Below are 23567 nucleotides of genomic sequence, written 5' to 3' on the forward strand. Positions count from 1 at the left end.
TGCCTTTTGGCCACAGCGTATTAACCACTTCCGCTGCTTCTCATGTGACGCACCTGTCGGGTGGACGACACTTGTTACCAAGTGCCGTCTCCCTAAGAACCGTACGTGCAACTTTCACTGCATACGGCTCAAGCCTCCGCAAAGGCATCGTTTGATACCCAGCAACTTATAAAGCAGTTAAAACAGGATCGTTCCAAGAGTTGCGAGCTTTCCTTTTGAATTTTCTCTTCGCCAAGTATTCTTGGTGCTGAGGGTCAAATGGCGTTGCGGCACTTCGGATTTTCACATGTCTTTCTATTGATACTTTGGCTATTTGAAATAGATTGAACTGACAATCCATATTCATTATCTTCTGCCAACCGTGAAATTGCCATTGGCCTTTTCGGTTGATGAAGTACTTATGGGTGACCCAACTTTTTGATTTAGTTGGGTGACGCCTAATAGCCCAGAGCCATAATGCTTGGAATAGTTGGTGTCCAACGTATCCGAAAACTCGTTTAGCAACACAGTGGCGATAGTAATTCGCCCATCCCCGTATTTTGGGGTTTATCATTTTGATAAGGTTATTTACGGGGATCGTTGCGTGAGTTTTGATGAGTCTACGCAAGTTACTTAAGAATGACAGTACATTGGTTTTACTCGGTTTTATGAGTAGCTTTCCTTTGTATTTTCTGTGGTTAAACCCTAGAAAATCGAATCCATCATCAATATGAGTTGTGCGTGTTTTTTCATCGGAAAGTGTTAGACCTCTTTCTAGTAGAAATTCAGTAATCAATGGCTTTATGTCGTTCTCTAATACATCCTTTGATGTACAAGTGACAACAAAATCATCAGCGTATCCAATAAAGTTGGCTCTTGCTTTCTTCTTAAGAGCCAAGGACTTTATTTGTTGTTCAAGCCCTGCGAGAGTGATTAGCATTAATGTTGGAGAAATTATGCCACCTTGTGGCGTGCCTTCTTCCGTACGATAAAACAACCCTTTATCTACAAAACCAGACTTCAACCATTGTTCCAACATACGCTTGTCTACAGCGATGTTATCAAGAAGCCATTGGTGCCCGATTTTATCAAAACAGGATTTAATATCTCCTTCAAGAACCCATTTAGCTGCCTTCTTTTGAGCCAAGCATAAGAAAGACTGCGCTATTGCATCAGTAGTGCTTCGGTTTGGTCTGAAGCCGTAACTATTTGGGTCTGAAATTGTTTCCGAGATAGGCTCCAAAGCAAGGAGGTGGAGTGCTTGTTGCGCTCTATCTGCCATACAAGGAATACCAAGTGGTCGAAGCTTACCGTTCTTTTTAGGGATGTAGATACGCTTGAGTGGTTTAGCTTGATAAGCTTTTCGACTCAATTGATTCACTGCATTCATGCGACGTGCATCTGTATTCCAGAGCACGCCATCTATTCCAGGCGTTTTACTACCTTTGTTTTGAGATACTCGCTTAACAGCAAGAAGTTTTGCTGAACGAGAATGGGTTAGTATCCACTGTAAGGCTTTTGCTTTACCGTGATTACCTTCTCTAGTTGCCTTTGCGATACGCATTTGGAGCTTTAAGACATGCGCCTCCACAGCCTTCCAGTTAATGGATTGCCATTGTGCACTGTCAGAAGATGCACTAATCTCGTTCGAAATCATCATTTGCTTTTCTTCCTTAATAAAGTTCTTCAAACTCTCTCGCAACGGGAGACCAGTTGGAAGTGGGCTCACTTTCGTGATCAGGCATGTGCCTGTATCTGCATCATTACAATCCAGCTTTCGCTTTCTCCAACCTCCTTTACCTGCATCACTATCGGCCACATAGGCTTTCCCAGAGGGAGTGATACAGGCTTACCATGTTCCGTATGTTCCGTATGTCTCGTAATGTCAGGGTAGATGCCCACTATAATGCGGAGAGCATTTCGATCACGAAAGAATACACACAAACTTCTTTCCTACTCTCGTTGCTTATTTAGCTACAGCGTCTAAACCACTTCCGCTGCTTGTGAAATTACGCATCTGACGTGGATTCACTTCTGTTCATCATACTGACTCCCTAGCACTTACCCGATTTATGTGGTTATCAGGAGGATCTTCCTCTCGCGATTCAGTTCCCGTCCATCAGATAGACTTTGTTACATTGTCAGGCTCGCTTCTTTATTCAGAGCCGTAGGGTCATTTGGTGATACAAATGGTTCGCTCTTTTCGTGGCGAACAACGATTCATACGACTTCATGTCGCACTAAATGGATTCACATATGTTCATCATACTGACTCCCTAGCACTCACCCGATTTGTGGTTGTCAGGAGGAAGTTCTTCTCACGATTTACTTCCCGCCAAGTAGTTACTTGACTTCGTTACATTGTCTGGCTCGCTACTTTATTCAGAGCCATAGGGTCATCTGGTGATACAGATGGTTCACGCTTTCGTGGTGAACAACGCTTCATACGACTTCACGTCGCACGGGCAAATCATGGCTAACCTTCAAAGTAGGATTAGCTGGCAAAATAGTGTGAGCTTGCAAGATCTCGATGCTGATGAGATCACCGAATGGCCGTTGTTGCCCCAACTGCTCGTTATTCTGTTGCTGATGATATTAATCCAAGGTGTCGGGACTTGGCTGTATTTGCTGCCTTTAGACGATGAACTGCAGCAGATGAAGCAGCAAGAGCAGACTTTGAAAGCAACGTTAAGGATAAAAGCGAACAAGGTTGCGGCTTTGCCTAAGCTTCAGAGTCAGTTGGATGAGCTAACCAGTCGCTACGACTATCTGTTAGAACAACTACCCGTTCAAAAGGAGCTCGCCAGTATGTTGGCCTCAGTGAATGAACTTGGTTTGGATAATGCGCTGACCTTTACGCGCATTGATTGGGGGCAAAAGCAGAACAAGGAATTCCTCTATCGGTTACCCCTCAATATTGAGCTAACCGGTGATTACCACGAGATTGGCGATTTCTCCGCGGCCATCGCGAAACTGCCGCGCATTATTAGCTTCGATGATGTGAATTGGCAGCGAGTCAGTCAAGAAAGTAGCACGCTACATTTCAGGGTTCGAGCTTACACCTATCAGTTTAAATCGGAGGTGAATGATGAAATTCAGTAGCGCCCTTTTGTCCCTATTGTTACTGCTTGTGCTTTCAGGCTGTAAATCCAATCAGGATTCGTTAGAAGATTTTGTGAGGCAAGTTGAAGCTAAGGCGAGAAAAGAGGTAGAAAAACTTGTCCCAGAAACGGAGTTCTTAGCCGCAACTTATCAACGCCACGCCTTTCGTCCTCCCTTTGAGCTCCCTAAAGAAGCCATCGTACAAAACCAACCCTTGGTGAAGAAAGACTGTTGGCAACCAAGCGCACGCTCTCGCAATGGCAAGCTAGAAAAATACCCGCTGAGTAAGCTGCGTTTAAGAGGCGTAATGGGCAGTGGAACAAGCGTTTCAGGGTTAGTACAAACCCCAAAAGGGAACGTGGTCAATGTGAAAAAAGGTCAGTTTATTGGCTTAAACAATGGTCGAGTTACTAAGGTGACGAGCCAGTATGTACAGATTAATGAAACTCTTCCAGATGGTTTAGGTTGTTGGCATAAGCGCAACGTTAGGCTCGCTCTGAAGTAAACCAATGTCACATGATGTGGATATGAGATGTAAATATGATTAAAGGAATAAGTGGATTAGTGAGCAAGGCTCTACAAGGTTTTGCTGTGTCTGTGATGTTGGTGGTTAGCGTGTTCAGCTATGCCGAGAGCTTGCCAAATCAATTGGAAAATATTGATTTTAGGGTCAACAAGGAGAAAGACGCCGTCATCATTATCGAATTGGCAACCAGCACTGCTGTGGTGGATGTTCAACGTGCTCAGGAAGGTTTAAGTATCGAGTTACTCAATACTCAGGTGAATGACGATAAGCTTTACCTCCTGGATGTGAAGGACTTCGCGACCTCAGTTGAAGGTATTGAGGTGTATAAGGAAACGCCCAGTACGCGATTGTTGGCAACGATCGCTGGTGACTATCAATATGAATACAACTTAAAAGGTCGCTTTATTGAGGTAATGATCAGTAGGCCTACTATTGATGAAGTGACAATAGAGAAAAATGTTTTAGAAAAAGAAGGCAAGGTGATATCGATTAACTTCCAAGATATCCCTGTACGTAATGTTTTGCAGCTTATTGCTGATTACAACGATTTCAATCTCGTTGTTTCTGATTCAGTCACGGGTAATCTGACTTTACGTTTAGATGGTGTGCCTTGGCAGCAAGTTCTCGACATTATCTTGCAAGTTAAGGGGTTGGATAAGCGTGTTGATGGCAACGTTATCTTGGTGGCACCTAAAGCTGAGCTCGACCTTAGAGAGCAACAAGCGCTAGAGAAATCTCGTTTGGAAGAAGAGCTAGGTGAACTCAAGTCGGAAATCATCAAGATTAACTTTGCCAAAGCCACCGACATTGCCGACATGATTGGTGGGGAAGGGGCGGTAAGCATGTTGTCCGAGCGAGGCTCGATTACCATTGATGAGCGAACTAACTCCCTGTTGATCCGTGAATTGGAAGAAAACATTGCGGTGATACGAGGCATTATTGAATCGCTAGACATTCCCGTGAAGCAAGTTCAGATAGAAGCACGTATTGTCACTGTTACTGAGGGTAATCTTGATGAACTAGGAGTGCGTTGGGGCGTTTCCTCGACTAACGGAAGCTTCAAAGTTGGCGGCTCGATAGAGGGCAACCATCCATCGCAAATTACGCCGTATGACGACAATGGTGGGAATAGTGCGATTGACGATTTCCTCAACGTTAATTTAGGAGCAACTTCCCCGAGCGCGTCGAGTATTGCGTTTCAGGTAGCCAAGCTGGGTTCTGATACCTTGCTTGATCTTGAATTGTCAGCACTGCAACAAGAGTCGAAAGCAGAGATTATTTCTAGCCCACGCTTAATTACCACCAATAAAAAACCCGCTTATATTGAGCAAGGTACTGAAATCCCTTATTTAGAGTCTTCTTCAAGTGGTGCTACTTCAGTCGCATTTAAGAAAGCGGTATTGAGTCTCAAGGTGACTCCGCAGATCACCCCCGATAATCGTTTGGTATTGGATTTGAGCGTGACTCAAGATAGGCCAGGGCAAGTGGTGAAAACCGGCACCGGTGAAGCGGTCGCTATTGATACGCAAAGAATTGGTACGCAAGTGCTTGTTAATAATGGTGAAACGGTCGTGTTGGGTGGTATTTTTCAACACAGTGTGAGCAGCCAAGTTGATAAAGTTCCACTGTTAGGAGACCTTCCTGTTCTTGGCGCATTGTTCCGTCGTAGCTATGAAAATGTAGGCAAAAGTGAACTACTTATTTTTGTTACACCTAAAGTTGTGATTCAGTAATGAGCAATTAGATTAAAAATAAAGTTGCATTAGTGGCACCTAACCTTGATAATTTCGGGTCTTATCACGAATTATCTGTGAGGAATCGGTGCCACGGGCCTTTTAATTTCAGTACTTGTACTGACCTACCTTGTGGCGATGTCATTGAATTAACGTTGTAAATTACTGCTAAAAACATGGCTGAGAAACGCAATATTTTTCTTGTTGGCCCAATGGGCGCCGGCAAAAGTACAATTGGTAGACACCTAGCTTCCCAACTTCATATGGAGTTTCTAGACTCTGACACTGTGATCGAAGAGCGCACTGGCGCAGACATCGCATGGGTTTTTGATGTTGAGGGCGAAGATGGTTTCCGTAAGCGCGAAGAATCTGTAATCAACGATCTGACAGAAGAACAAGGTATTGTTCTTGCGACAGGTGGTGGTTCAGTGCTGAGCAAAGAAAACCGTAACCGTCTATCTGCACGAGGCATTGTTGTATACCTAGAGACAACAATTGAAAAGCAACTTGCTCGCACTAACCGCGACAAGAAACGCCCTCTACTTCAAACAGACAACCCGCGTGATGTGCTAGAAGATCTAGCTGTATCTCGCAACGCACTATACGAAGAAGTGGCGGACTACACAGTTCGTACTGACGACCAAAGTGCAAAAGTGGTAGCCAACCAGATCGTAAAAATGCTAGAAGAACGTTAAGTTCATTTTTCGGAGAGCAAACCCATGGAACGGATTACGGTCAATCTAGCTGAGCGTAGCTACCCTATCTCTATTGGCGCCGGGTTATTTGAAGACCCGGCGTACCTTTCTTTTTTATCAGGTAAGCAGAAAGTTGTTGTTATCAGTAATGTGACAGTAGCGCCTCTTTATGCTGATAAAATTTTATCGCTATTGGATCAAGTCGGCTGTCAAACATCTCTTCTCGAGCTGCCAGACGGTGAACAGTACAAAAACCTTGAAACGTTCAATTCAGTGATGAGCTACATGCTTGAAGGAAATTACAGCCGCGATGTGGTGGTGATTGCTTTAGGTGGTGGTGTTATCGGTGATTTGGTTGGTTTTGCTGCTTCTTGTTATCAACGCGGTATTGATTTCATTCAAATCCCGACGACCCTTCTTTCTCAAGTGGACTCCTCTGTAGGTGGTAAAACGGCAGTGAACCATCCCCTTGGCAAGAATATGATCGGCGCTTTTTACCAACCAAAATCTGTCATCATCGATACTAACTGCCTATCAACGCTTCCAGAGCGTGAGTTTGCAGCGGGTATGGCTGAGGTGATCAAATACGGCATCATTTACGATGAAGCCTTTTTGGGCTGGTTGGAACAGAATCTAGAGAAACTGTATCAACTTGATGAAGACGCACTGATTACCGCGATTGCTCGTTGTTGTGCAATTAAGGCTGAAGTGGTTGCTATCGATGAAAAAGAGTCAGGAATCAGAGCGTTATTGAACCTAGGTCATACATTTGGTCATGCGATTGAAGCAGAACTAGGCTATGGTAATTGGCTACATGGTGAAGCTGTGTCGTCAGGCACTGTAATGGCAGCAAAAACCGCCCAATTACAGGGACTGATTTCTCAGCAGCAACTTGAGCGAATTATTTCTATACTCAAGAATGCGAAACTACCAATCCATACGCCAGAAAGCATGTCTTTTGAAGACTTTATGAAGCACATGATGCGCGATAAAAAAGTGCTGTCTGGTCAGTTGCGTCTGGTATTACCAACAAGTATTGGTACTGCTGAAGTGGTTGCTGATGTACCTCAAGACATCATTAAACAAGCGATTGATTTCTGCCGTACTCTTTAAATTCGGTTGTGAGGTTGCCTAGCTAAAAGTTAGGCAACTGAAGCGCTTTACAGATCGAACTTATCAGTAGGGATCCCCAATGAGTTTGGCTCATGATTTAAGAGTATTGGAGTTAGAGTCTCAAGTTGAGTTGCTAGAGCGTTTACAGCTTTTAACTAACTTTGGTTCAAACTTTGTAAATGTTGCTGGTAAAACGGGTTCTGGCCGATCTTGGTTAGCTCAGCGTTATCTTGAAGCATGGTCGACAGAAAAAAATCAGTGTTTACTGCTTTGTCACCCAAGCCAAGACGATCAACAGCGCCGCGCACTTATTCTTAGTCAGATTGTTTCTGACCCACTCTTTAATCAACATGATTCTTTATCTGATAGCCTTGCTAGGTTACTGGATGGAGATACGTGTAATGTGCTTATTGTCATTGATGACGCCCACCGATTGTCTGAGCTACTGGTATCAGAATTATGGATGTTGGTACTTGAATCTCAATCAAACCCTCAATGGACGATTAATATCGTTCTGTTCTCGCAAACTGGTCACCTAGACACGCTATTAACACGACTTAGTTACGGTCAGCCGCACAAACCTATCGCCCTTGAGATCGATGATCTTTCGCAACCAGAAGCTGAACATTTCTTTGAGTCACTGGTGATTCGATATGTCGATGATGAGTCAGAATCTCGGGTGCGAAATGCATTTAAAAAAGCGCAACCTTTGCCCGGTGAGCTAATGGCCTTAGGAGAATTGAAAGTGGAAAAAAGGATTATTATTCGCTCAATCATTGGTTCACCTATCAATATTGCGATTGTGGTGGCGTTGTTGTTGCTTGTTATCGGCGGCGGTTACTGGTGGATGTTTAATCAACCAACGCCTGACGATAAAGCGCAATCTATTATCGCCCCTATTGAGCAGACAGTTATTCCAACGTTGGAAGTGGAAAATGTAACTGAGCAAGCCACAATCGACGGAACTGTCGATTCTGAAGCCGAAGTTGATATGAGTTATCAAGGTGCTGACGATGACAGCTCTTCTCTGCCGCCGGTCGTGGTTGAAGAGACAGCCAGTGTTGGTCAGGTAGAACAAGATCAGCAACGTGTGGTGATCACCTCTGATGTGGTCGATGCTTTGCTTGATGATAAATCTGAGAGTGTTGATACCAGTGCAATTGAAGCTGTAGTTGAAGAAAAGACAGATGCAGTCGTTCTCCCGCAGCCTGATGTTGTGGAACGTGAGTCATTGCCGGCAACGAATGAAGGTTCAGAGCTAACACAATCAGCACCTCCGACAAAAAAAATCACATTTTCATTTGCACGCGAAGAGCTACAAGCTATCTCGCCGCGCGCTTATACCCTGCAGTTGAGTGCGATGACATCATTGGAAGATGTACAATCTTTCATTGAAGAGTATGAGCTTGAGAACAAGGTTCGTATTTACCCAACACTTCGTAACGACACCAAGTGGTTTATTATCACTTATCAAGATTACCCAACGATTCAAGTGGCGCGAGATGCGGCAAGTGCGTTATCAAAACCACTTCAACAGTTGGAACCTTGGGCAAAATCGATGAATCAAGTGCATCGAGAGATAGAACGTGCGAAATAACCCTGAGCTTAGCCTCAAAATATGTTACATTCCGCAGCCTTATTTTTGAGTTGATAGATAGAGCAGTAAATGAAAAAGCAGCGTGCCTTTCTAAAATGGGCTGGTGGTAAATATGGCCTAGTTGAAGACATCCAACGTCACCTGCCACCTGCTCGTAAATTGGTAGAACCGTTTGTCGGTGCCGGATCAGTATTTCTGAATACTGATTTTGAACAGTACCTACTTGCAGATATTAATCCTGATCTTATCAACCTATACAATCTACTTAAAACCGATCCTGAAACCTATATCACTGAAGCGAAGCGTTGGTTCTGTCCGGAGAATAACCGTAGAGAAGTGTTCTTAGATGTTCGCGCTGAGTTCAATGGTACAGATAACGTTATGTATCGCTCGTTAGCTTTCTTGTACATGAACCGATTTGGCTTCAATGGCTTGTGTCGTTACAACAAGAAGGGCGGTTTTAACGTTCCGTTTGGTTCTTATAAAAAACCTTATTTCCCTGAAGCCGAGCTAGAGTTTTTTGCTGAGAAAGCGAAAAAAGCCACCTTCGTCTGTGAGGGATACCATGAAACCTTTAGCCGCGCGCGTAAAGGTTGCGTGGTTTACTGTGATCCTCCATACGCACCGCTGTCGAACACGGCTAACTTTACCTCTTACGCAGGTAATGGTTTTAGCTTAGATGACCAAGCTGCACTGGCGGATGTCGCTGAAAAAGCGGCGATGGAACGCGATATTCCTGTCTTGATTTCAAACCATGACACCACCTTAACGCGCCGTTTATACCATGGTGCGGAACTGAACGTGGTCAAGGTTAAGCGCACCATTAGCCGTAATGGCGCAGGGCGCAATAAAGTTGATGAGTTACTGGCGCTTTTCCATAAAGAGAAAAACCAGCAACACGCTTCAACAGAATTGTCGTCGTCAGAATAATCCTCGAACTCATTAAATTGAGTGACCCACGGGTACTTTCTTAAACTAATCTTTCGAACTGCTAGGATCTGCTTAGGTGCTTAGGTAGAATTGCACACCAAATAGTCTTGGGATTGAGTCTTGTACTTGTGTATGAGAGGTCACAAGGCGGTGATATTCGCAATTTACTCACTCTTAAGAGGTTTGGTATGAAAGATTTTCTAATCGCTCCATCGATTTTGTCTGCAGATTTTGCTCGTCTTGGTGAAGACGTCGAAAAAGTACTCGCAGCCGGTGCCGACGTTGTGCACTTCGATGTGATGGATAACCACTACGTACCTAACCTGACTTTTGGTGCACCGATCTGTAAAGCATTGCGCGACTACGGCATCACAGCTCCTATCGATGTTCACCTAATGGTTAAGCCAGTAGACAGCATCGTACCTGAGTTTGCCAAAGCTGGCGCATCAATGATTACCTTCCACGTTGAAGCGTCTGAGCACGTTGATCGCACTCTACAGTTAATCAAAGAACACGGCTGTAAAGCGGGTGTCGTACTTAACCCAGCTACGCCACTTTCTTGCCTTGATTACATCCTAGACAAAGTCGACATGATTCTACTGATGTCAGTGAACCCTGGCTTTGGCGGTCAATCTTTCATTCCTCACACACTTGATAAGCTGCGCGCAGTTCGTAAACTTATTGACGAATCAGGCCGTGATATCCGTCTTGAAATTGATGGTGGCGTGAAGGTAGATAATATCCGTGAAATCGCAGAAGCGGGCGCAGACATGTTTGTTGCCGGTTCTGCTATCTTCAATCAACCGGATTACAAAGAAGTGATTGATGAGATGCGTTCAGAGCTTGCAAAAGTAAACGCATAATCGTAAAACTACAGATAGATTGAATATTAAGGGGCTCATTGGCCCCTTTTTTACGTCTTGGAGCTCAACTCATAAGACGGACATAATAAATAGGAAAGTAAGATGTCATTAAGCTCAATAAAACTGATTGCCTTTGATTTGGATGGAACCTTGTTAGATAGCGTGCCTGATTTGGCTATTGCCGCCGATCAGGCTTGTCAGGAACTGGGTTTTTCTTCTGTAAGCGAAGAGCAAGTTCGCGACTACGTGGGTAATGGTGCTGACGTTCTTATCGGGCGCTCACTGAGCCGCAACTTGACGGTTGATCCAAACCTAGAGCCTGAACTGCTAAAGAAAGCGCGTATCTTGTTTGATGATTTTTACGAGCAGAGTGGCCATAAGCTGAGCCACCTTTACCCATCAGTAAAAGAAACGTTAGCTGAGTTGGATAAAGCGGGCTTCACCATGGCGCTTGTAACAAACAAGCCATCGAAATTTGTACCAGCCGTTCTGGCGCAACACGGTATCGATAAGTACTTTGTTGATGTGTTGGGCGGCGACTCTTTCCCAGAGAAAAAGCCGAATCCAGTCGCGCTGAACTGGTTGCTAGAAAAACACAATGTAAAAGCTGAAGAGATGCTGATGGTTGGCGATTCAAGCAATGACATCAAAGCGGCTAAGAATGCCGGCTGTCACTCGTTTGGTCTGACATACGGCTACAACCACGGTGAGTCGATTTCAGTATCAAACCCTGACTATGTCGCAGACAATATTGCGCAATTACTAGATGTCGTTCTAGTTTCAGCATAAAGCGGATAAAAGTTAGCTAACCTACTAGCAAAATACTTATCAATGAGTACACTGGATGAGCCGTATAGAAGAGCTGTACGGCTTTCTATTTTAAAGTTAAGAAGCTAAGTTTTTCAGATACTAGGTTAAGAAACTAAGTTAACGAGCTTAGCTAACAAGCAAAGGAATTAAAACCATGAGCAAGCCCATCGTATTGAGTGGTGTTCAACCATCTGGTGAACTAAGTATCGGTAACTACTTGGGTGCTCTACGTCAATGGCAACAGATGCAAGATGATTACGATTGCCAATACTGTGTTGTAGACCTTCACGCAATTACGGTTCGTCAAGACCCGAAAGCACTGCATGAAGCGACTCTAGACGCATTAGCAATCTGTCTTGCTGTCGGTGTTGATCCAAAGAAGAGCACTCTATTTGTTCAGTCACACGTACCAGAGCATGCTCAACTTGGTTGGCTTCTTAACTGTTACACACAAATGGGTGAACTGAGCCGTATGACTCAGTTTAAAGATAAGTCTGCACGTCACTCAAATGACGTAAACGTAGGCCTATACGACTACCCAGTGTTGATGGCTGCAGACATCCTGCTTTACGGTGCTCACCAGGTGCCAGTAGGTAGCGACCAGAAACAACATTTAGAGCTAGCGCGTGATATCGCAAATCGCTTTAACAACATCTACGGTCCTGAAACGCCAATCTTCCAAGTTCCAGAACCTTACATTCCAACAGTGAATGCACGTGTAATGAGCCTGCAAGATGCGACGAAGAAGATGTCTAAGTCGGATGACAACCGTAAGAACGTGATTACTCTGCTAGAAGAGCCTAAGTCGATCATCAAGAAGATCAACAAAGCGCAAACCGATGCAGAAACGCCACCACGTATTGCCCACGATTGGGAAAACAAAGCGGGTATCTCTAACCTAATGGGTCTTTACTCAGCAGCGACGGGTAAAACCTTCGAAGAGATCGAAGCGCAATACCAAGGCGTTGAGATGTACGGTCCATTCAAGAAAGACGTAGGCGCAGCATTAGTTGAAATGCTTGAGCCGATTCAATCTGAATACCACCGTATCCGTGCTGACCGTGCTTACATGGATGCAGTAATGAAAGCGGGTGCTGAAAAAGCGTCTGAGCGTGCTGCAGTAACACTGAAAAAAGCATACGAAGCGGTAGGTTTTGTTACTCGCCCATAGAGTGAACTAAAACGACTCGTTTAGAAATTCAAGCCCAAAGTGACTTTGTTTACTTTGGGCTTTTTATTGCCCGCTCCATTTACTTTCCCAGTAAATCTCTTGTTTGAATTGATAATTTAAGCATTATCTAGCTAACACATTCATCATACTAATGCTGTGCAGGTGATCTTATTTGGCATCCTCAAGTTTTATAAAGTCACTCTTGTTTCTATATATGTTGGAAATATAAAACGTGCCAAACAATTGATGATTCCAAAGTGATAAGTTCCTCATTTTCTTGCCAACTGACTTATTCCTTTCATAAATAAACCTGATAGTTACCACAAAATACATGACTGCCCATAGATGGCAGTGACTATAAATCGATGAACTTAGGTGAAACGGATGGCTCTTTTACATAAACCTTCATTGCTAGCAGTGGCAATTGGTAGCTTGTTAACCACAAGCGCACACGCTGATTTGTTTATTTCACAATATGTGGAAGGCGGCAGCTATAACAAAGCGGTTGAGATTGCCAATAACGGCGATAGCAGCATTAATTTAGATGGTTACTCGTTGGCGAAGTCTGCGAATGGTAATGGATCATGGGGCGCCACTTTACCTTTGAATGGCCACGTTTTAGCGCCCGGTGAAGTACTTGTGGTTGCGCACACCAGCGCAAGTAACGAAATTAAAGTGGCGGCTGATATTCTTAACGCGTCGATTGCTAATCACAATGGTGACGATCCGCTGGCTATCTTGAATTCAGATGGTTCGGTGCACGATGTTGTCGGTTTGATGGGCGATGTGGACTGGGGGAAAGATGTTACTTTGGTTCGTGCTAAACAAACACCTTCTGCGACGTTTGATGCTTCGCAATGGGTATCGTTACCTAAGGACAGTATTGAAGGGCTAGGTTCACTAGACAATGTAGAGTTGCCTGACGCGTTTGCCTGTACACAAGATGGCTCTGCTCCTGTATTCACGACTATTCAAGAGATCCAAGGTGAAGGCGCAACATCACCGTTCATTGATGGCTATCCATACATCACTGACGATGAATACTTCGTCAAAGGTGTGGTAAGTGCAGTCACTACTGGCATAACCAAAGGTTTCTACCTGCAAGCACTTGAGGATGACTTTAATTCAAGCACTTCTGAAGGTCTATTTATCCACACCAATCAATCGAGTTCAGAACTGGCTGCGGGCGATGTCGTGTGTGTGAAAGGTAAGGTTCAAGAGTATTACAGTCATACTCAGCTTAAAGTTGAAAACAACCAATGGCTTAAGCAGGGCGAGCAACAAGCGCCTGAAGCGACAGCAATTGAAGCCTTAGACCGTGACGAGAACTTCGCTGTAACGCTTGAACGCCATGAAGGCATGTTGGTGAAAGCAACCGAAGCGCTTGATATGCGTGTAACGCGTACCTTTGGTTATGATTACGCAGGTCGTCGTAACAACATGGTACTGGCCCATGAGCGTATTAACATGCAGCCGAACCAGTTATCTGCAGCAGGCTCTGAAGATGCGAAACAGCAAACTAAAGATAACGCAGACCGTCGTCTTTTTGTTGAAACCGATCAAAAAGCCGGTGACGGACAGGTTCCTTTCTACCCAGACTTTGGCCGTACCGATATTGACCAAGATGGTTCAACAGAAGACTACATCCGTATTGATGACACCATTGTTGGCCTAGAAGGCGTGCTGACTTACAGCTACGGCGAGTATCGCTTAGTGACAACCAACCAGATCTCGGCTGAGAACTTTGTCCGAAATGACCCACGTACTGACAAGCCTGATATGGATGAAGGTGATCTACGTATCGCGACCTTCAACGTATTGAACTACTTTAACTCTCCATTTGGCGGTGACGCGAACCAACACGGCAACAACCGTGGCGCGAACACCATCACTGAGTTTGAGATGCAGCAAGAGAAGATTGTGAACGCGATTCTTCGTCTAGATGCCGACATCATTGGTTTGATGGAAATTGAGAACAACGGTTTTGGTGAAGGCTCTGCCATTCAGCAGCTTGTTAACCAACTGAATGACCGCATTGAGCGTAAGAAAGACCGCTATACCTTTGTGGCTGTCGATTCGAACGAAGATGGCGTGACCGACGAGATGGACTCGATTGGTACTGATGTCATTACAACAGGTGTTATCTACCGTAAGAAAGTGGTTAAGCTTAAAGACAGTCGTGTTATCGCGATGCCAAGCCAACAAGCGCCAGAAGTGTTAGACGATTCAGGCAAGGTGATTGAAGACGGTAAGAACTATCAACGTGACTCATTGGCGCCAACTTTTAAAGTGAAAGGCACCAAAGAGAAACTGACCGTTGCGATTAATCACTTTAAATCGAAAGGTTCTAAGTGTTGGGAAGATGCAGCCCCTGTCGAACAGGGCGGCCAAGGTGGTGTTGACGCCGATAAGCAAGGCTCATGTGAGAACTTCCGTGTGGCTGCTGCGGTTGCACTGGGTGAAGCGCTAGATGGCATCAAAGGCCATAAAGTGATTCTGGGTGATATGAACTCGTACGGCATGGAAGACCCAATGCTGGTACTGACGGATTACTCTGAAGAGAAATACGGTAAGCAAATCAAAGCGGCGCGTAACACCTACATTGACGGTGTCGAGCAGTTTGGCGATAACGGTGCGGTGATTACTAAGAACTACGGCTACATTAATGCTGTGGCTCAAAAGCACCCAGACAGCTGGAGCTACTCATACAATGATGAGGTTGGCGCTTTGGATCACCTGTTGATCAGCGACAGCCTGAAAGACATGGTGGTGGATGCGACTGACTGGCACATCAATGGCGGTGAATCGAAGTTGCTTGATTACAACGAAGAGTTCAAAGGTGATCTGCCGAAGCACCAAGATCACTTCCGTTCATCGGATCATGATCCGGCAGTTCTTGAGCTTAAAGTCGGTGGTTCATTCGGCTTAGGTGCATTGATGTCATTGTTTGGCTTAGCAATGTGGCGTCGTCGCAAGTAGTGACATCGTTAACTGCGCAAGCCAGTTGATACAGGTAACTGAAAGTTATCTGTAAACAATTAAGGTCAACTTAGGTTGGCCTTAATTATTGGCGAAATGCAGTTTCCACTTGCCTTTCGCCATGGGTATTGCACAATACCGCCCCTATATCTCCCAATCATTTAGTATTTAGCAAACGATTTCGACCCATGTTACTTATCATCGATAACTACGACTCTTTTACCTATAACTTGTATCAGTATTTCTGTGAGTTAGGGGTCACTGTGAAAGTTGTTCGCAACGATGAGATTGATATCGCAGGTATCGAAGCGCTGAATCCTAGCCATCTTGTTATCTCGCCGGGCCCGTGTACGCCCGATGATGCGGGAATCTCTCTGCAAGTCATTGAACACTTCGTGGGTAAGTTGCCTATCTTAGGTGTGTGCCTTGGTCATCAAGCCATTGCTCAAGTCTTTGGTGGTGAAGTCGTGCGAGCCAGACAAGTGATGCACGGTAAAACCTCTCCCATCCGCCACAATGGCAAGAGTGTTTTTCAGGGGTTGAATAACCCTCTAACCGTGACACGTTACCATTCTCTAGTGGTGAAAAATGGCACGCTGCCTGACTGCTTTGAATTGACCTCTTGGACGGAATTTGAAGATGGCAGCATGGATGAGATCATGGGTTATCAACACAAAACCTTGCCGATTGATGCCGTACAATTTCACCCTGAGTCGATTAAAACAGAGCAGGGACACCAACTTCTCGCTAACTTCCTAGCACGCTAAGTGTTTAAATTTGACCCTTTCTCCGCCTAAATAAGCCAGTTAAACCTGTCAGCCCATTCGTTAAGCGTTTAAATTCGGGCTTTACACGCCTCTCTCCCTCTGACGCCGATCACTTTTTATAACATTTCTCTCTCGCTTCGCTAAGTTTTTAGCCTATGCAAAATTATTCGCGTTATTTCCTCTCGAACCCTATATACCGCTGTGCCAGTAAGGCTTTGCTATTACTAGTCATACGTTTAGGTAAAAAAAGCTTCATAAAACAGATTAATTGATGCATAAATAGTCATAGGTAGTGACGTTTAGCTGGTTGTGAGGGATGGCTAAAGAATAATCTACTATTGAAAAGGTTAATTAAATGTAAATATAATGCTGCAGCGGGATTATGGCGAGACAAAATATCTTTGTCTCACTTATGAACCATTACGCTTATTTGCGAAGCTTGCGGTATCGAGAAGGAATGTACGATGACAGTGGAAAATAAAGTAGAACGTAGTCTGTTTAATGAGGTGATGGTGCCTTGTTATAACCCAATGGAAATGATCCCAGTAAAAGGGGAAGGCGCACGCGTTTGGGACCAACAAGGCCGAGAGTATATCGACTTTGCTGGTGGTATCGCTGTGAGCTGTTTGGGTCACTGTCACCCGGCAATGGTTAACGCAGTTACTGAGCAAGCAAACAAGATTTGGCACCTAAGTAACGTGATGACCAACGAACCTGCGCTGCGTCTAGCGAAAAAGCTAACCGACGTATGTTTTGCAGAAAAAGTATTCTTTGCCAACTCTGGCGCAGAAGCGAATGAAGCAGCATTGAAGCTAGCTCGTCGTTGGGCTGCGGATGTTCACGGTCCTGAGAAATCTGAAATTATTGCATTCAAACAAGGTTTCCACGGTCGTACTTTCTTTACCGTAACGGTGGGTGGTCAAGAGGCTTACTCTGATGGCTTCGGTCCTAAACCGGGCGATGTAACTCACCTGCCTTACAACGATATTGCAGCGCTAGAAGCGCACATCTCTGATCGTACTTGTGCAATCATGATGGAACCTCTGCAAGGCGAGGGCGGTATCATCTCTCCAACATCTGAGTTCGTGAACACGGTTCGTGAACTGTGTGACAAACACAATGCGCTGCTTATCTTTGATGAAGTGCAAACAGGTAATGGCCGTACAGGTAACTTTTACGCTTACCAAGGTCTAGGTGTGACACCTGATATCCTAAGCACAGCGAAATCACTAGGTGGTGGTTTCCCAATTGGCGCAATGCTAACAACGTCTGAACTTGCGACACACCTAAAAGTGGGTACGCACGGTTCTACTTACGGTGGTAACCCACTGGCGTGTGCTGTTGCTGAAGCCGTTGTTGACGTAGTAAGCCAACCTGAAACGTTGGCTGGCGTGAAAGAACGCGAAGCACTATTCCGTGATGGTTTAGCTAAGATTAACGACAAATACCAAATATTCAGTGAAGTTCGCGGTAAAGGCCTATTGCTAGGCGCTGCGCTTAATGAAGCATGGCAAGGTCGTGCTCGTGATGTACTAGTAGCAGCAGGCGAACAAGGCTTGATGGTACTGGTTGCGGGTGCAAACGTGGTTCGTTTTACGCCATCACTGGTTATCACAACACAAGAAATTGAAGAAGGTTTATCAAAACTAGACAAAGCAATCGCTACGCTAGTTTAGCCTGAGCGGCGTCATAGGAATGATCGCCATTAGAGCGATCCCATGACGTACTGCTAAAGGCCCAAGCTTCTGGTTTTGGGTCTGTTTTGCATCTGGAGGGAATATTGATGCTAGTTGTTCGCCCAATAAAATTATCTGATTACGATGCGCTGCATACCTGCGCGGTTGAATCTGGTCACGGATTCACATCTCTTCCGGTTAACGAAGAACTGTTAACTAACCGAATTACTCACTCTGAATACAGCTTTGCTAAACAAGACGTGACTGAACCCGGTGATGAAGGCTACCTAATGGTTGGCTTCGACACTGAAACAGGAGAAGTTGCAGGCACGACAGGCATCGAAGCCTCAATTGGCTGGGATGTTCCGTTTTACTCTTACCACATCAGCAAAGTGGTTCACTCATCGCAAAAGCTTGGCGTGAATAACGTCGTTAAGCTACTGACTTTCGGCAATAACTACACCGGATGCAGTGAGATCTGCACACTGTTCTTGCGTCCAGCTTTCCGTGGTGGATTGAATGGTCGTTTGATGTCGAAGTGTCGCTTCCTGATCATGTCAGAGCACCCAGAGCGTTTCTCGAAAACGATTTTTGCTGAGATGCGTGGTGTATCGGATGCGGAAGGTAACTCACCTTTCTGGCAATGGCTGCAAGAGCACTTCTTCTCAATTGATTTCACGCTTGCTGATTACCTCACTGGTATCGGTAAGAAAGGCTTCATTGCTGACCTAATGCCGAAGCTGCCTATCTACGTGAACCTACTGAGCAAAGAGGCTCAGGCGGTGATTGGAGAGGTACATGATAATACACGCCCAGCACTTAAGTTGTTGGAACGTGAAGGTTTCACTAACCGTGGTTATGTCGACATCTTTGATGCAGGCCCAACGGTTGAGTGTGATTTAAGAAACATTGAATCAGTGCGTCATGCGATTCGAGCTCAGGTGAAAATTGCAGAGCACTCCAGCTCTAAAGACTTCCTAATTGGTAATACCTCATTTGAGAACTTCCGCGCAGTAGCCGCGAAAGGCGCGTATGACCAAGCAAGCGACACAGTGATTTTATCATCTGAAGTAGCAAGCGCTCTTGAAGTAAAAGAAGGCGAATTCGTTCGTATGTTGGCTCAATAAGAGCGGCGATTATCTGTCGAAGATTTTAAGGATAGAAGTATGACTCAGTGGATAGCAGGACAGTGGGTGGCAGGTCAAGGCGACGCCATGACATCAGTAAGCCCATACAACAATGAAGTCGTGTGGCAAGGCGATAGTGCAACACCAGCGCAGGTTGAATCTGCAGTAGCAGCGGCTCGTGATGCGTTCTTAGTTTGGAAGAAACTGAGCTTTGCAGAGCGTGAAGCGATCGTGTTGAACTTTGCTGAGAAGGTAAAAGAGAACAGCGAAGAGATTGCACAGATTATTGCAAAAGAGACGGGTAAGCCGATTTGGGAAACTCGCACTGAAGCGGGCGCAATGGCGGGTAAAATCGCTATCTCTATTCGTGCATACCACGAACGTACTGGTGAAGCTTCGCGTGAAGCGGCAGGTAACCAAATCGTACTGCGTCATCGTCCATTAGGCGTTATGGCGGTATTTGGCCCTTACAACTTCCCAGGTCACCTACCTAATGGTCATATTGTTCCAGCACTGCTATCGGGTAATACCGTGGTATTTAAGCCGTCAGAGCAGACACCTTGGACAGGTGAGTTTGCGATGAAGCTATGGCAAGAAGCAGGCCTTCCTGCTGGCGTGATCAACCTAGTGCAAGGCGCTAAAGAGACAGGTATCGCACTGGCTGATGCTAAAGGTCTTGATGGCGTGCTATTCACGGGTAGTGCTAATACCGGTCATATCCTTCACCGTCAATTCGCGGGTCAACCGGGCAAGATGCTGGCGCTAGAGATGGGTGGCAACAACCCGATGGTGATCAGTGACCAATTTGGTGATGCTGACGCGACGGTTTATACCATTATCCAATCGGCTTTCATCAGTGCGGGTCAACGTTGTACATGTGCTCGTCGTTTGTATGTTCCTGTTGGCGAGAAGGGTGAACAACTGCTCGATAAGCTCGTTGCGGCTACCTTGAAGATTCGTGTTGATCATCCGTTCGCAGAACCAGCACCCTTTATGGGCCCACAAATCTCCGAAGCGGCGGCTAAGTTCATTTTGGACGCGCAAGCTAATCTGCAATCGTTAGGTGGTGTAAGCCTAGTCGAAGCAAAAGCGGGCGAAGCGGCGTTTGTTTCTCCGGGTATTATCGATGCAACCAACATTGCTGAGTTGCCAGATGAAGAGTACTTCGGCCCATTACTGCAAGTGGTTCGCTACCAATCGCTAGAGCAAGCCGTTGAACTGGCTAATGACACGCGCTTTGGTTTGTCTGCAGGCCTAGTTTCAACCGACGATTCCGAATGGGAATACTTCGTTGACCATATCCGTGCGGGTATTGTTAACCGTAATCGCCAGCTAACAGGTGCAAGTGGTGATGCACCATTTGGTGGCCCGGGTGCTTCAGGCAACCTACGCCCAAGTGCTTACTATGCGGCTGACTACTGTGCTTACCCAATGGCGTCAATGGAAGGTGGTGAAACTCAACTGCCAACTACGTTTAGCCCAGGTATTGAGCTGTAGTTTTGGTTCTTAAGCTTTAACTTGATGAATCATAAGCTTATGAGCTCTAGGTTCATGAGTAACAGATTCATTGATTGATTGATTGTGTAATAAGGAAGCGGTGTTATCGCTTCCTATTTTCACCCACGTCCGACACCTCGATTGGGCGGTAGATAATAATAGAACAAGTATGTCACAGGCTGATGGCTGCTGACTCTATGTCCAGCCTCTCCCTTTCTAATCCAAATTACTAGCTTGCTAGAACCTCTGACAAGGAGTCACCATGACGCCCGATCTACTCTTTAAATCACTATGGAATGATTACATTCACAGGCTTTGCCCATCGGCTGAGAAAGTACACCATTTGCTGAAAGAAGACGAAGCCCTGATTAACGATCACATTGCACTGCGTACTTTCAATGTTGCACCGCTAGGTATTGAAACATTGGCTAAACCTTTTCTTGAGTTAGGTTACAAGGCGTGTGGCGATTACTTATTTGAGAGCAAGAAGCTAGTGGCTAAGCACTACGAGCACCCAGATCCAAACCAACCAAAAGTGTTCATTAGTGAGTTGAAGGTAGAAGAGTGTTCAAGTGACTTACAACAGATCGTTGCGAAGTTGGTTGAGCAAGTAGACGCAAGCAAGCTTCAAGGTCATGAGTTCTTGTTTGGTGGTCGCCTTTGGGATCTGAGCTTCGCGGATTTCCAAGTCCTAGCAAAAGAGAGTGAATACGCGTCTTGGTTAGCGGCTCATGGTTACGGTGCAAACCACTTTACGGTGAGTGTGAACCAGCTTAATGAGTTCGATGAAGTACAGACTGTGAATGACTATTTGAGTGATTCAGGTTTCACTATCAATGCATCTGGCGGTCAGGTTAAAGGCTCTCCAGAGGTCTTATTAGAGCAATCATCTACAATGGCAGACAAAGTCCCAGTTTCATTTGTTGAAGGCAATGAGGTGATTCCTGGTGGCTTCTACGAGTTCGCTAAGCGTTATGCGATGGCGAATGGTGAGCTTTATACAGGATTTGTTGCAGCATCGGCTGACAAGATCTTTGAGAGCACCAACGGTTAAAGAAAGATACAAGCACGGGTTTTACCCTAAAGATGCGGGTACGCTTCGCTTCGAGGAAGTTTACAAATAGGATTCTGTGAGTTCTTCTCGTATCTCGTATCTGCTCTCTGGATCTTCAGGAAACAAAAAAGCCACCAAATTTGCATTTGGTGGCTTTCAAATTTTTGGCTCAGTTAATCGAGATTAACGAGTGCCGTATACCACGATAGTTTTACCGTGTGCAGAAATTAGGTTCTGCTCTTCTAGCATCTTCAAGATACGACCTACTGTCTCACGAGAACAACCAACGATCTGACCAATCTCTTGACGAGTGATCTTGATTTGCATGCCGTCAGGGTGAGTCATTGCATCTGGCTGTTTCGCTAGGTTAAGTAGCGTTTGAGCGATACGACCTGTTACGTCAAGGAACGCTAAGTCACCAACCTTTTGGCTAGTTACTTGTAGACGGTTTGCCATTTGCGCTGAAAGGCGCATTAGGATATCTGGGTTCACTTGGATAAGTTGACGGAATTTCTTGAAAGAAATTTCAGCTACTTCACAAGGAGATTTTGCACGAACCCATGCAGTACGCTCTTGGTCTTCTTCGAAGAGGCCAAGCTCACCGATGAAGTCGCCTTGGTTTAGGTAAGAAAGAATCATTTCCTTACCTTCTTCGTCTTTGATAAGAACTGCCACAGAACCTTTAACGATGTAGTACAAGGTCTCTGCCTTTTCACCAGCATGAATCAAAGTACTTTTTGAAGGGTACTTATGAATATGACAGTGTGAAAGGAACCACTCTAATGTTGGATCGGTTTGGGGTTTACCTAGAACCATAATATCTTACTTCCTCTGCAGGGTATGCTTGCCGCTTTCCGTATTTTAGCTAAGCCTGGATTGACTTGTAGGATAAGAGCACTCGTTGAGCGCTGCAAGCTATCTTGTGTTTCGTTTAAGAATAGTATCCTTTTTCAGGTACTATTTCTTGATTTTAATCGTGACCAAGCTACGATTTTTTACGCAAAATTGTGCACATGATCACGGTATGAAAAGTAATCAACCAGAATGACGTCTTGTTAACCTATTTTTCCGGTTTCGATGAGCTGTTGTAGGATGGGCCTTACAATGAGCTCCATAGCAAAACTCATCTTGCCGCCTGGCACCACAAGCGTGTTGTGGCGTGACATAAATGAGCCATCTATCATAGCCAGAAGGTAGGGGAAATCGACGTTTTTGATGCCACGCAAACGTATAACCACGAAGCTTTCGTCTAAACTTGGAATCCCTTTGGCGTTAAGTGGGTTCGATGTATCTACGGTTGGGACACGCTGAAAGTTGATGTGAGTACGCGAAAATTGTGGAGTGATGTAATTAAGGTAATCATCCATTGAGCGAACAATAGAATCCATTACTGCTTCGCGTGAGTGCCCACGATCGCGTGTGTCACGAACGAATTTTTGGATCCACTCAAGGTTGACTATTGGCACCATGCCGATCAGCAAGTCGACGTGCTGTGAGACATTGATGTCGCCATCTACCACGCCACCATGAAGACCTTCGTAGAACATCACATCGGAATTTTCTGGGATCTCTTGCCATGGCGTAAAGGTGCCCGGCATTTGATTGTAAGGCACGGCTTCATCGAAGGTATGTAGATAACTACGGACTTTACCGGTACCTTCATTACCGTATTGACGGAAGAACTCTTCTAATGCGCCAAAATCGTTGGCTTGTGGACCAAAGTAGCTGATGTGCTTACCTTGCTCGCGAGCCTTACGGATCTCGACATCCATCTCTGGTCGAGTGAAGCGATGGAAACTATCCCCTTCAACCCAAGCGGCCTTCACGTCCATCATATTGAACATTTTTCGGAAGGCTTCTGAGGTAGTGGTGGTGCCGGCTCCTGATGAACCCGTCACCGCAATAATTGGATGTTTAGCGGACATGACAACCCTTGTCTTTTGAGTAA

The 23567-nt window shown here is 45.2% G+C and carries 19 protein-coding genes; 16 read left to right on the forward strand and 3 right to left on the reverse strand.

The window, feature by feature from the left end; translation table 11 throughout:
* Nucleotides 1-166 precede the first annotated feature (166 nt).
* Nucleotides 167-1639, reverse strand: coding sequence for a group II intron reverse transcriptase/maturase (gene ltrA, locus ACED28_RS18295; RefSeq protein WP_182796477.1), 1473 nt, complete (start codon nucleotides 1637-1639; stop codon nucleotides 167-169).
* A gap of 812 nt (nucleotides 1640-2451) precedes the next feature.
* Here ltrA and ACED28_RS18300 point away from each other — a divergent pair.
* From ACED28_RS18300 to ACED28_RS18375, 16 genes are all read left to right on the forward strand, one after another.
* A complete protein-coding gene (locus tag ACED28_RS18300) occupies nucleotides 2452-3081 on the forward strand; it encodes a type 4a pilus biogenesis protein PilO (RefSeq protein ID WP_017100002.1) in 630 nt (209 codons plus the stop codon).
* Nucleotides 3068-3586 (forward strand): pilus assembly protein PilP, encoded by a 519-nt coding sequence (locus ACED28_RS18305; protein ID WP_135384704.1) that lies wholly within the window; start codon nucleotides 3068-3070, stop codon nucleotides 3584-3586. The genes ACED28_RS18300 and ACED28_RS18305 overlap by 14 nt, the downstream gene beginning before the upstream one ends.
* Nucleotides 3587-3621: 35 nt before the next feature.
* On the forward strand, nucleotides 3622-5340 hold the full coding sequence (locus ACED28_RS18310) for a type IV pilus secretin PilQ (protein WP_017100004.1): 1719 nt from the start codon (nucleotides 3622-3624) through the stop codon (nucleotides 5338-5340).
* A gap of 176 nt (nucleotides 5341-5516) precedes the next feature.
* Complete coding sequence (aroK, locus tag ACED28_RS18315; RefSeq protein ID WP_009848907.1) at nucleotides 5517-6035, forward strand: shikimate kinase AroK; 519 nt, start codon at nucleotides 5517-5519, stop codon at nucleotides 6033-6035.
* Nucleotides 6036-6059: 24 nt separating this feature from the next.
* Nucleotides 6060-7148 carry a 3-dehydroquinate synthase gene (gene aroB, locus ACED28_RS18320; RefSeq protein ID WP_371710428.1) on the forward strand — a complete coding sequence of 363 codons (1089 nt, stop codon included), beginning with the start codon at nucleotides 6060-6062 and terminating at the stop codon, nucleotides 7146-7148.
* A 79-nt stretch (nucleotides 7149-7227) separates the two neighbouring features.
* The gene (locus ACED28_RS18325) at nucleotides 7228-8745 is read left to right on the forward strand and encodes an SPOR domain-containing protein (protein ID WP_122047188.1); all 1518 of its coding nucleotides are present in this window, start codon (nucleotides 7228-7230) and stop codon (nucleotides 8743-8745) included.
* Nucleotides 8746-8814: 69 nt separating this feature from the next.
* Nucleotides 8815-9675 carry a Dam family site-specific DNA-(adenine-N6)-methyltransferase gene (locus tag ACED28_RS18330; RefSeq protein ID WP_012604942.1) on the forward strand — a complete coding sequence of 287 codons (861 nt, stop codon included), beginning with the start codon at nucleotides 8815-8817 and terminating at the stop codon, nucleotides 9673-9675.
* A 188-nt stretch (nucleotides 9676-9863) separates the two neighbouring features.
* Nucleotides 9864-10538, forward strand: a complete 675-nt coding sequence (gene rpe / locus ACED28_RS18335) for a ribulose-phosphate 3-epimerase (protein WP_009848911.1) — start codon at nucleotides 9864-9866, stop codon at nucleotides 10536-10538.
* 102 nt (nucleotides 10539-10640) lie between these two features.
* Nucleotides 10641-11327 (forward strand): phosphoglycolate phosphatase, encoded by a 687-nt coding sequence (locus ACED28_RS18340; protein WP_371710429.1) that lies wholly within the window; start codon nucleotides 10641-10643, stop codon nucleotides 11325-11327.
* Between the two features lie 175 nt (nucleotides 11328-11502).
* Nucleotides 11503-12519: a tryptophan--tRNA ligase gene (trpS, locus tag ACED28_RS18345; protein WP_017103608.1), complete on the forward strand. Its 1017-nt coding sequence runs from the start codon at nucleotides 11503-11505 to the stop codon at nucleotides 12517-12519.
* A gap of 384 nt (nucleotides 12520-12903) precedes the next feature.
* Nucleotides 12904-15498 carry an ExeM/NucH family extracellular endonuclease gene (locus ACED28_RS18350; RefSeq protein ID WP_371710430.1) on the forward strand — a complete coding sequence of 865 codons (2595 nt, stop codon included), beginning with the start codon at nucleotides 12904-12906 and terminating at the stop codon, nucleotides 15496-15498.
* 188 nt (nucleotides 15499-15686) lie between these two features.
* Complete coding sequence (locus tag ACED28_RS18355; protein WP_009848915.1) at nucleotides 15687-16265, forward strand: aminodeoxychorismate/anthranilate synthase component II; 579 nt, start codon at nucleotides 15687-15689, stop codon at nucleotides 16263-16265.
* Between the two features lie 464 nt (nucleotides 16266-16729).
* On the forward strand, nucleotides 16730-17941 hold the full coding sequence (locus ACED28_RS18360) for an aspartate aminotransferase family protein (RefSeq protein WP_009848916.1): 1212 nt from the start codon (nucleotides 16730-16732) through the stop codon (nucleotides 17939-17941).
* Between the two features lie 107 nt (nucleotides 17942-18048).
* On the forward strand, nucleotides 18049-19068 hold the full coding sequence (gene astA / locus ACED28_RS18365; RefSeq protein WP_029223029.1) for an arginine N-succinyltransferase: 1020 nt from the start codon (nucleotides 18049-18051) through the stop codon (nucleotides 19066-19068).
* Between the two features lie 39 nt (nucleotides 19069-19107).
* The gene (gene astD / locus ACED28_RS18370; protein WP_371710431.1) at nucleotides 19108-20565 is read left to right on the forward strand and encodes a succinylglutamate-semialdehyde dehydrogenase; all 1458 of its coding nucleotides are present in this window, start codon (nucleotides 19108-19110) and stop codon (nucleotides 20563-20565) included.
* A gap of 262 nt (nucleotides 20566-20827) precedes the next feature.
* The gene (locus tag ACED28_RS18375) at nucleotides 20828-21619 is read left to right on the forward strand and encodes a DUF1338 domain-containing protein (protein WP_371710432.1); all 792 of its coding nucleotides are present in this window, start codon (nucleotides 20828-20830) and stop codon (nucleotides 21617-21619) included.
* Between the two features lie 183 nt (nucleotides 21620-21802).
* On the opposite strand, the gene crp is transcribed toward ACED28_RS18375, so the two are convergent.
* Both crp and ACED28_RS18385 read right to left on the reverse strand, forming a co-directional pair.
* Nucleotides 21803-22435 (reverse strand): cAMP-activated global transcriptional regulator CRP, encoded by a 633-nt coding sequence (gene crp / locus ACED28_RS18380; protein WP_004729651.1) that lies wholly within the window; start codon nucleotides 22433-22435, stop codon nucleotides 21803-21805.
* 239 nt (nucleotides 22436-22674) lie between these two features.
* On the reverse strand, nucleotides 22675-23544 hold the full coding sequence (locus ACED28_RS18385; protein WP_004729650.1) for a phosphoribulokinase: 870 nt from the start codon (nucleotides 23542-23544) through the stop codon (nucleotides 22675-22677).
* Between the last annotated feature and the right edge of the window lie 23 nt (nucleotides 23545-23567).

Origin of the sequence: Vibrio sp. 1F253, assembly GCF_041439295.1 — a bacterium.
Lineage (GTDB): Bacteria > Pseudomonadota > Gammaproteobacteria > Enterobacterales > Vibrionaceae > Vibrio > Vibrio tasmaniensis_A.

Coding starts and splice junctions, on each gene's coding strand:
- ltrA (WP_182796477.1), bottom strand. CDS start 1,639: ATGATGATTTCGAACGAGATTAGTGCATCTTCTGACAGTGCACAATGG.
- ACED28_RS18300 (WP_017100002.1), top strand. CDS start 2,452: ATGGCTAACCTTCAAAGTAGGATTAGCTGGCAAAATAGTGTGAGCTTG.
- ACED28_RS18305 (WP_135384704.1), top strand. CDS start 3,068: ATGAAATTCAGTAGCGCCCTTTTGTCCCTATTGTTACTGCTTGTGCTT.
- ACED28_RS18310 (WP_017100004.1), top strand. CDS start 3,622: ATGATTAAAGGAATAAGTGGATTAGTGAGCAAGGCTCTACAAGGTTTT.
- aroK (WP_009848907.1), top strand. CDS start 5,517: ATGGCTGAGAAACGCAATATTTTTCTTGTTGGCCCAATGGGCGCCGGC.
- aroB (WP_371710428.1), top strand. CDS start 6,060: ATGGAACGGATTACGGTCAATCTAGCTGAGCGTAGCTACCCTATCTCT.
- ACED28_RS18325 (WP_122047188.1), top strand. CDS start 7,228: ATGAGTTTGGCTCATGATTTAAGAGTATTGGAGTTAGAGTCTCAAGTT.
- ACED28_RS18330 (WP_012604942.1), top strand. CDS start 8,815: ATGAAAAAGCAGCGTGCCTTTCTAAAATGGGCTGGTGGTAAATATGGC.
- rpe (WP_009848911.1), top strand. CDS start 9,864: ATGAAAGATTTTCTAATCGCTCCATCGATTTTGTCTGCAGATTTTGCT.
- ACED28_RS18340 (WP_371710429.1), top strand. CDS start 10,641: ATGTCATTAAGCTCAATAAAACTGATTGCCTTTGATTTGGATGGAACC.
- trpS (WP_017103608.1), top strand. CDS start 11,503: ATGAGCAAGCCCATCGTATTGAGTGGTGTTCAACCATCTGGTGAACTA.
- ACED28_RS18350 (WP_371710430.1), top strand. CDS start 12,904: ATGGCTCTTTTACATAAACCTTCATTGCTAGCAGTGGCAATTGGTAGC.
- ACED28_RS18355 (WP_009848915.1), top strand. CDS start 15,687: ATGTTACTTATCATCGATAACTACGACTCTTTTACCTATAACTTGTAT.
- ACED28_RS18360 (WP_009848916.1), top strand. CDS start 16,730: ATGACAGTGGAAAATAAAGTAGAACGTAGTCTGTTTAATGAGGTGATG.
- astA (WP_029223029.1), top strand. CDS start 18,049: ATGCTAGTTGTTCGCCCAATAAAATTATCTGATTACGATGCGCTGCAT.
- astD (WP_371710431.1), top strand. CDS start 19,108: ATGACTCAGTGGATAGCAGGACAGTGGGTGGCAGGTCAAGGCGACGCC.
- ACED28_RS18375 (WP_371710432.1), top strand. CDS start 20,828: ATGACGCCCGATCTACTCTTTAAATCACTATGGAATGATTACATTCAC.
- crp (WP_004729651.1), bottom strand. CDS start 22,435: ATGGTTCTAGGTAAACCCCAAACCGATCCAACATTAGAGTGGTTCCTT.
- ACED28_RS18385 (WP_004729650.1), bottom strand. CDS start 23,544: ATGTCCGCTAAACATCCAATTATTGCGGTGACGGGTTCATCAGGAGCC.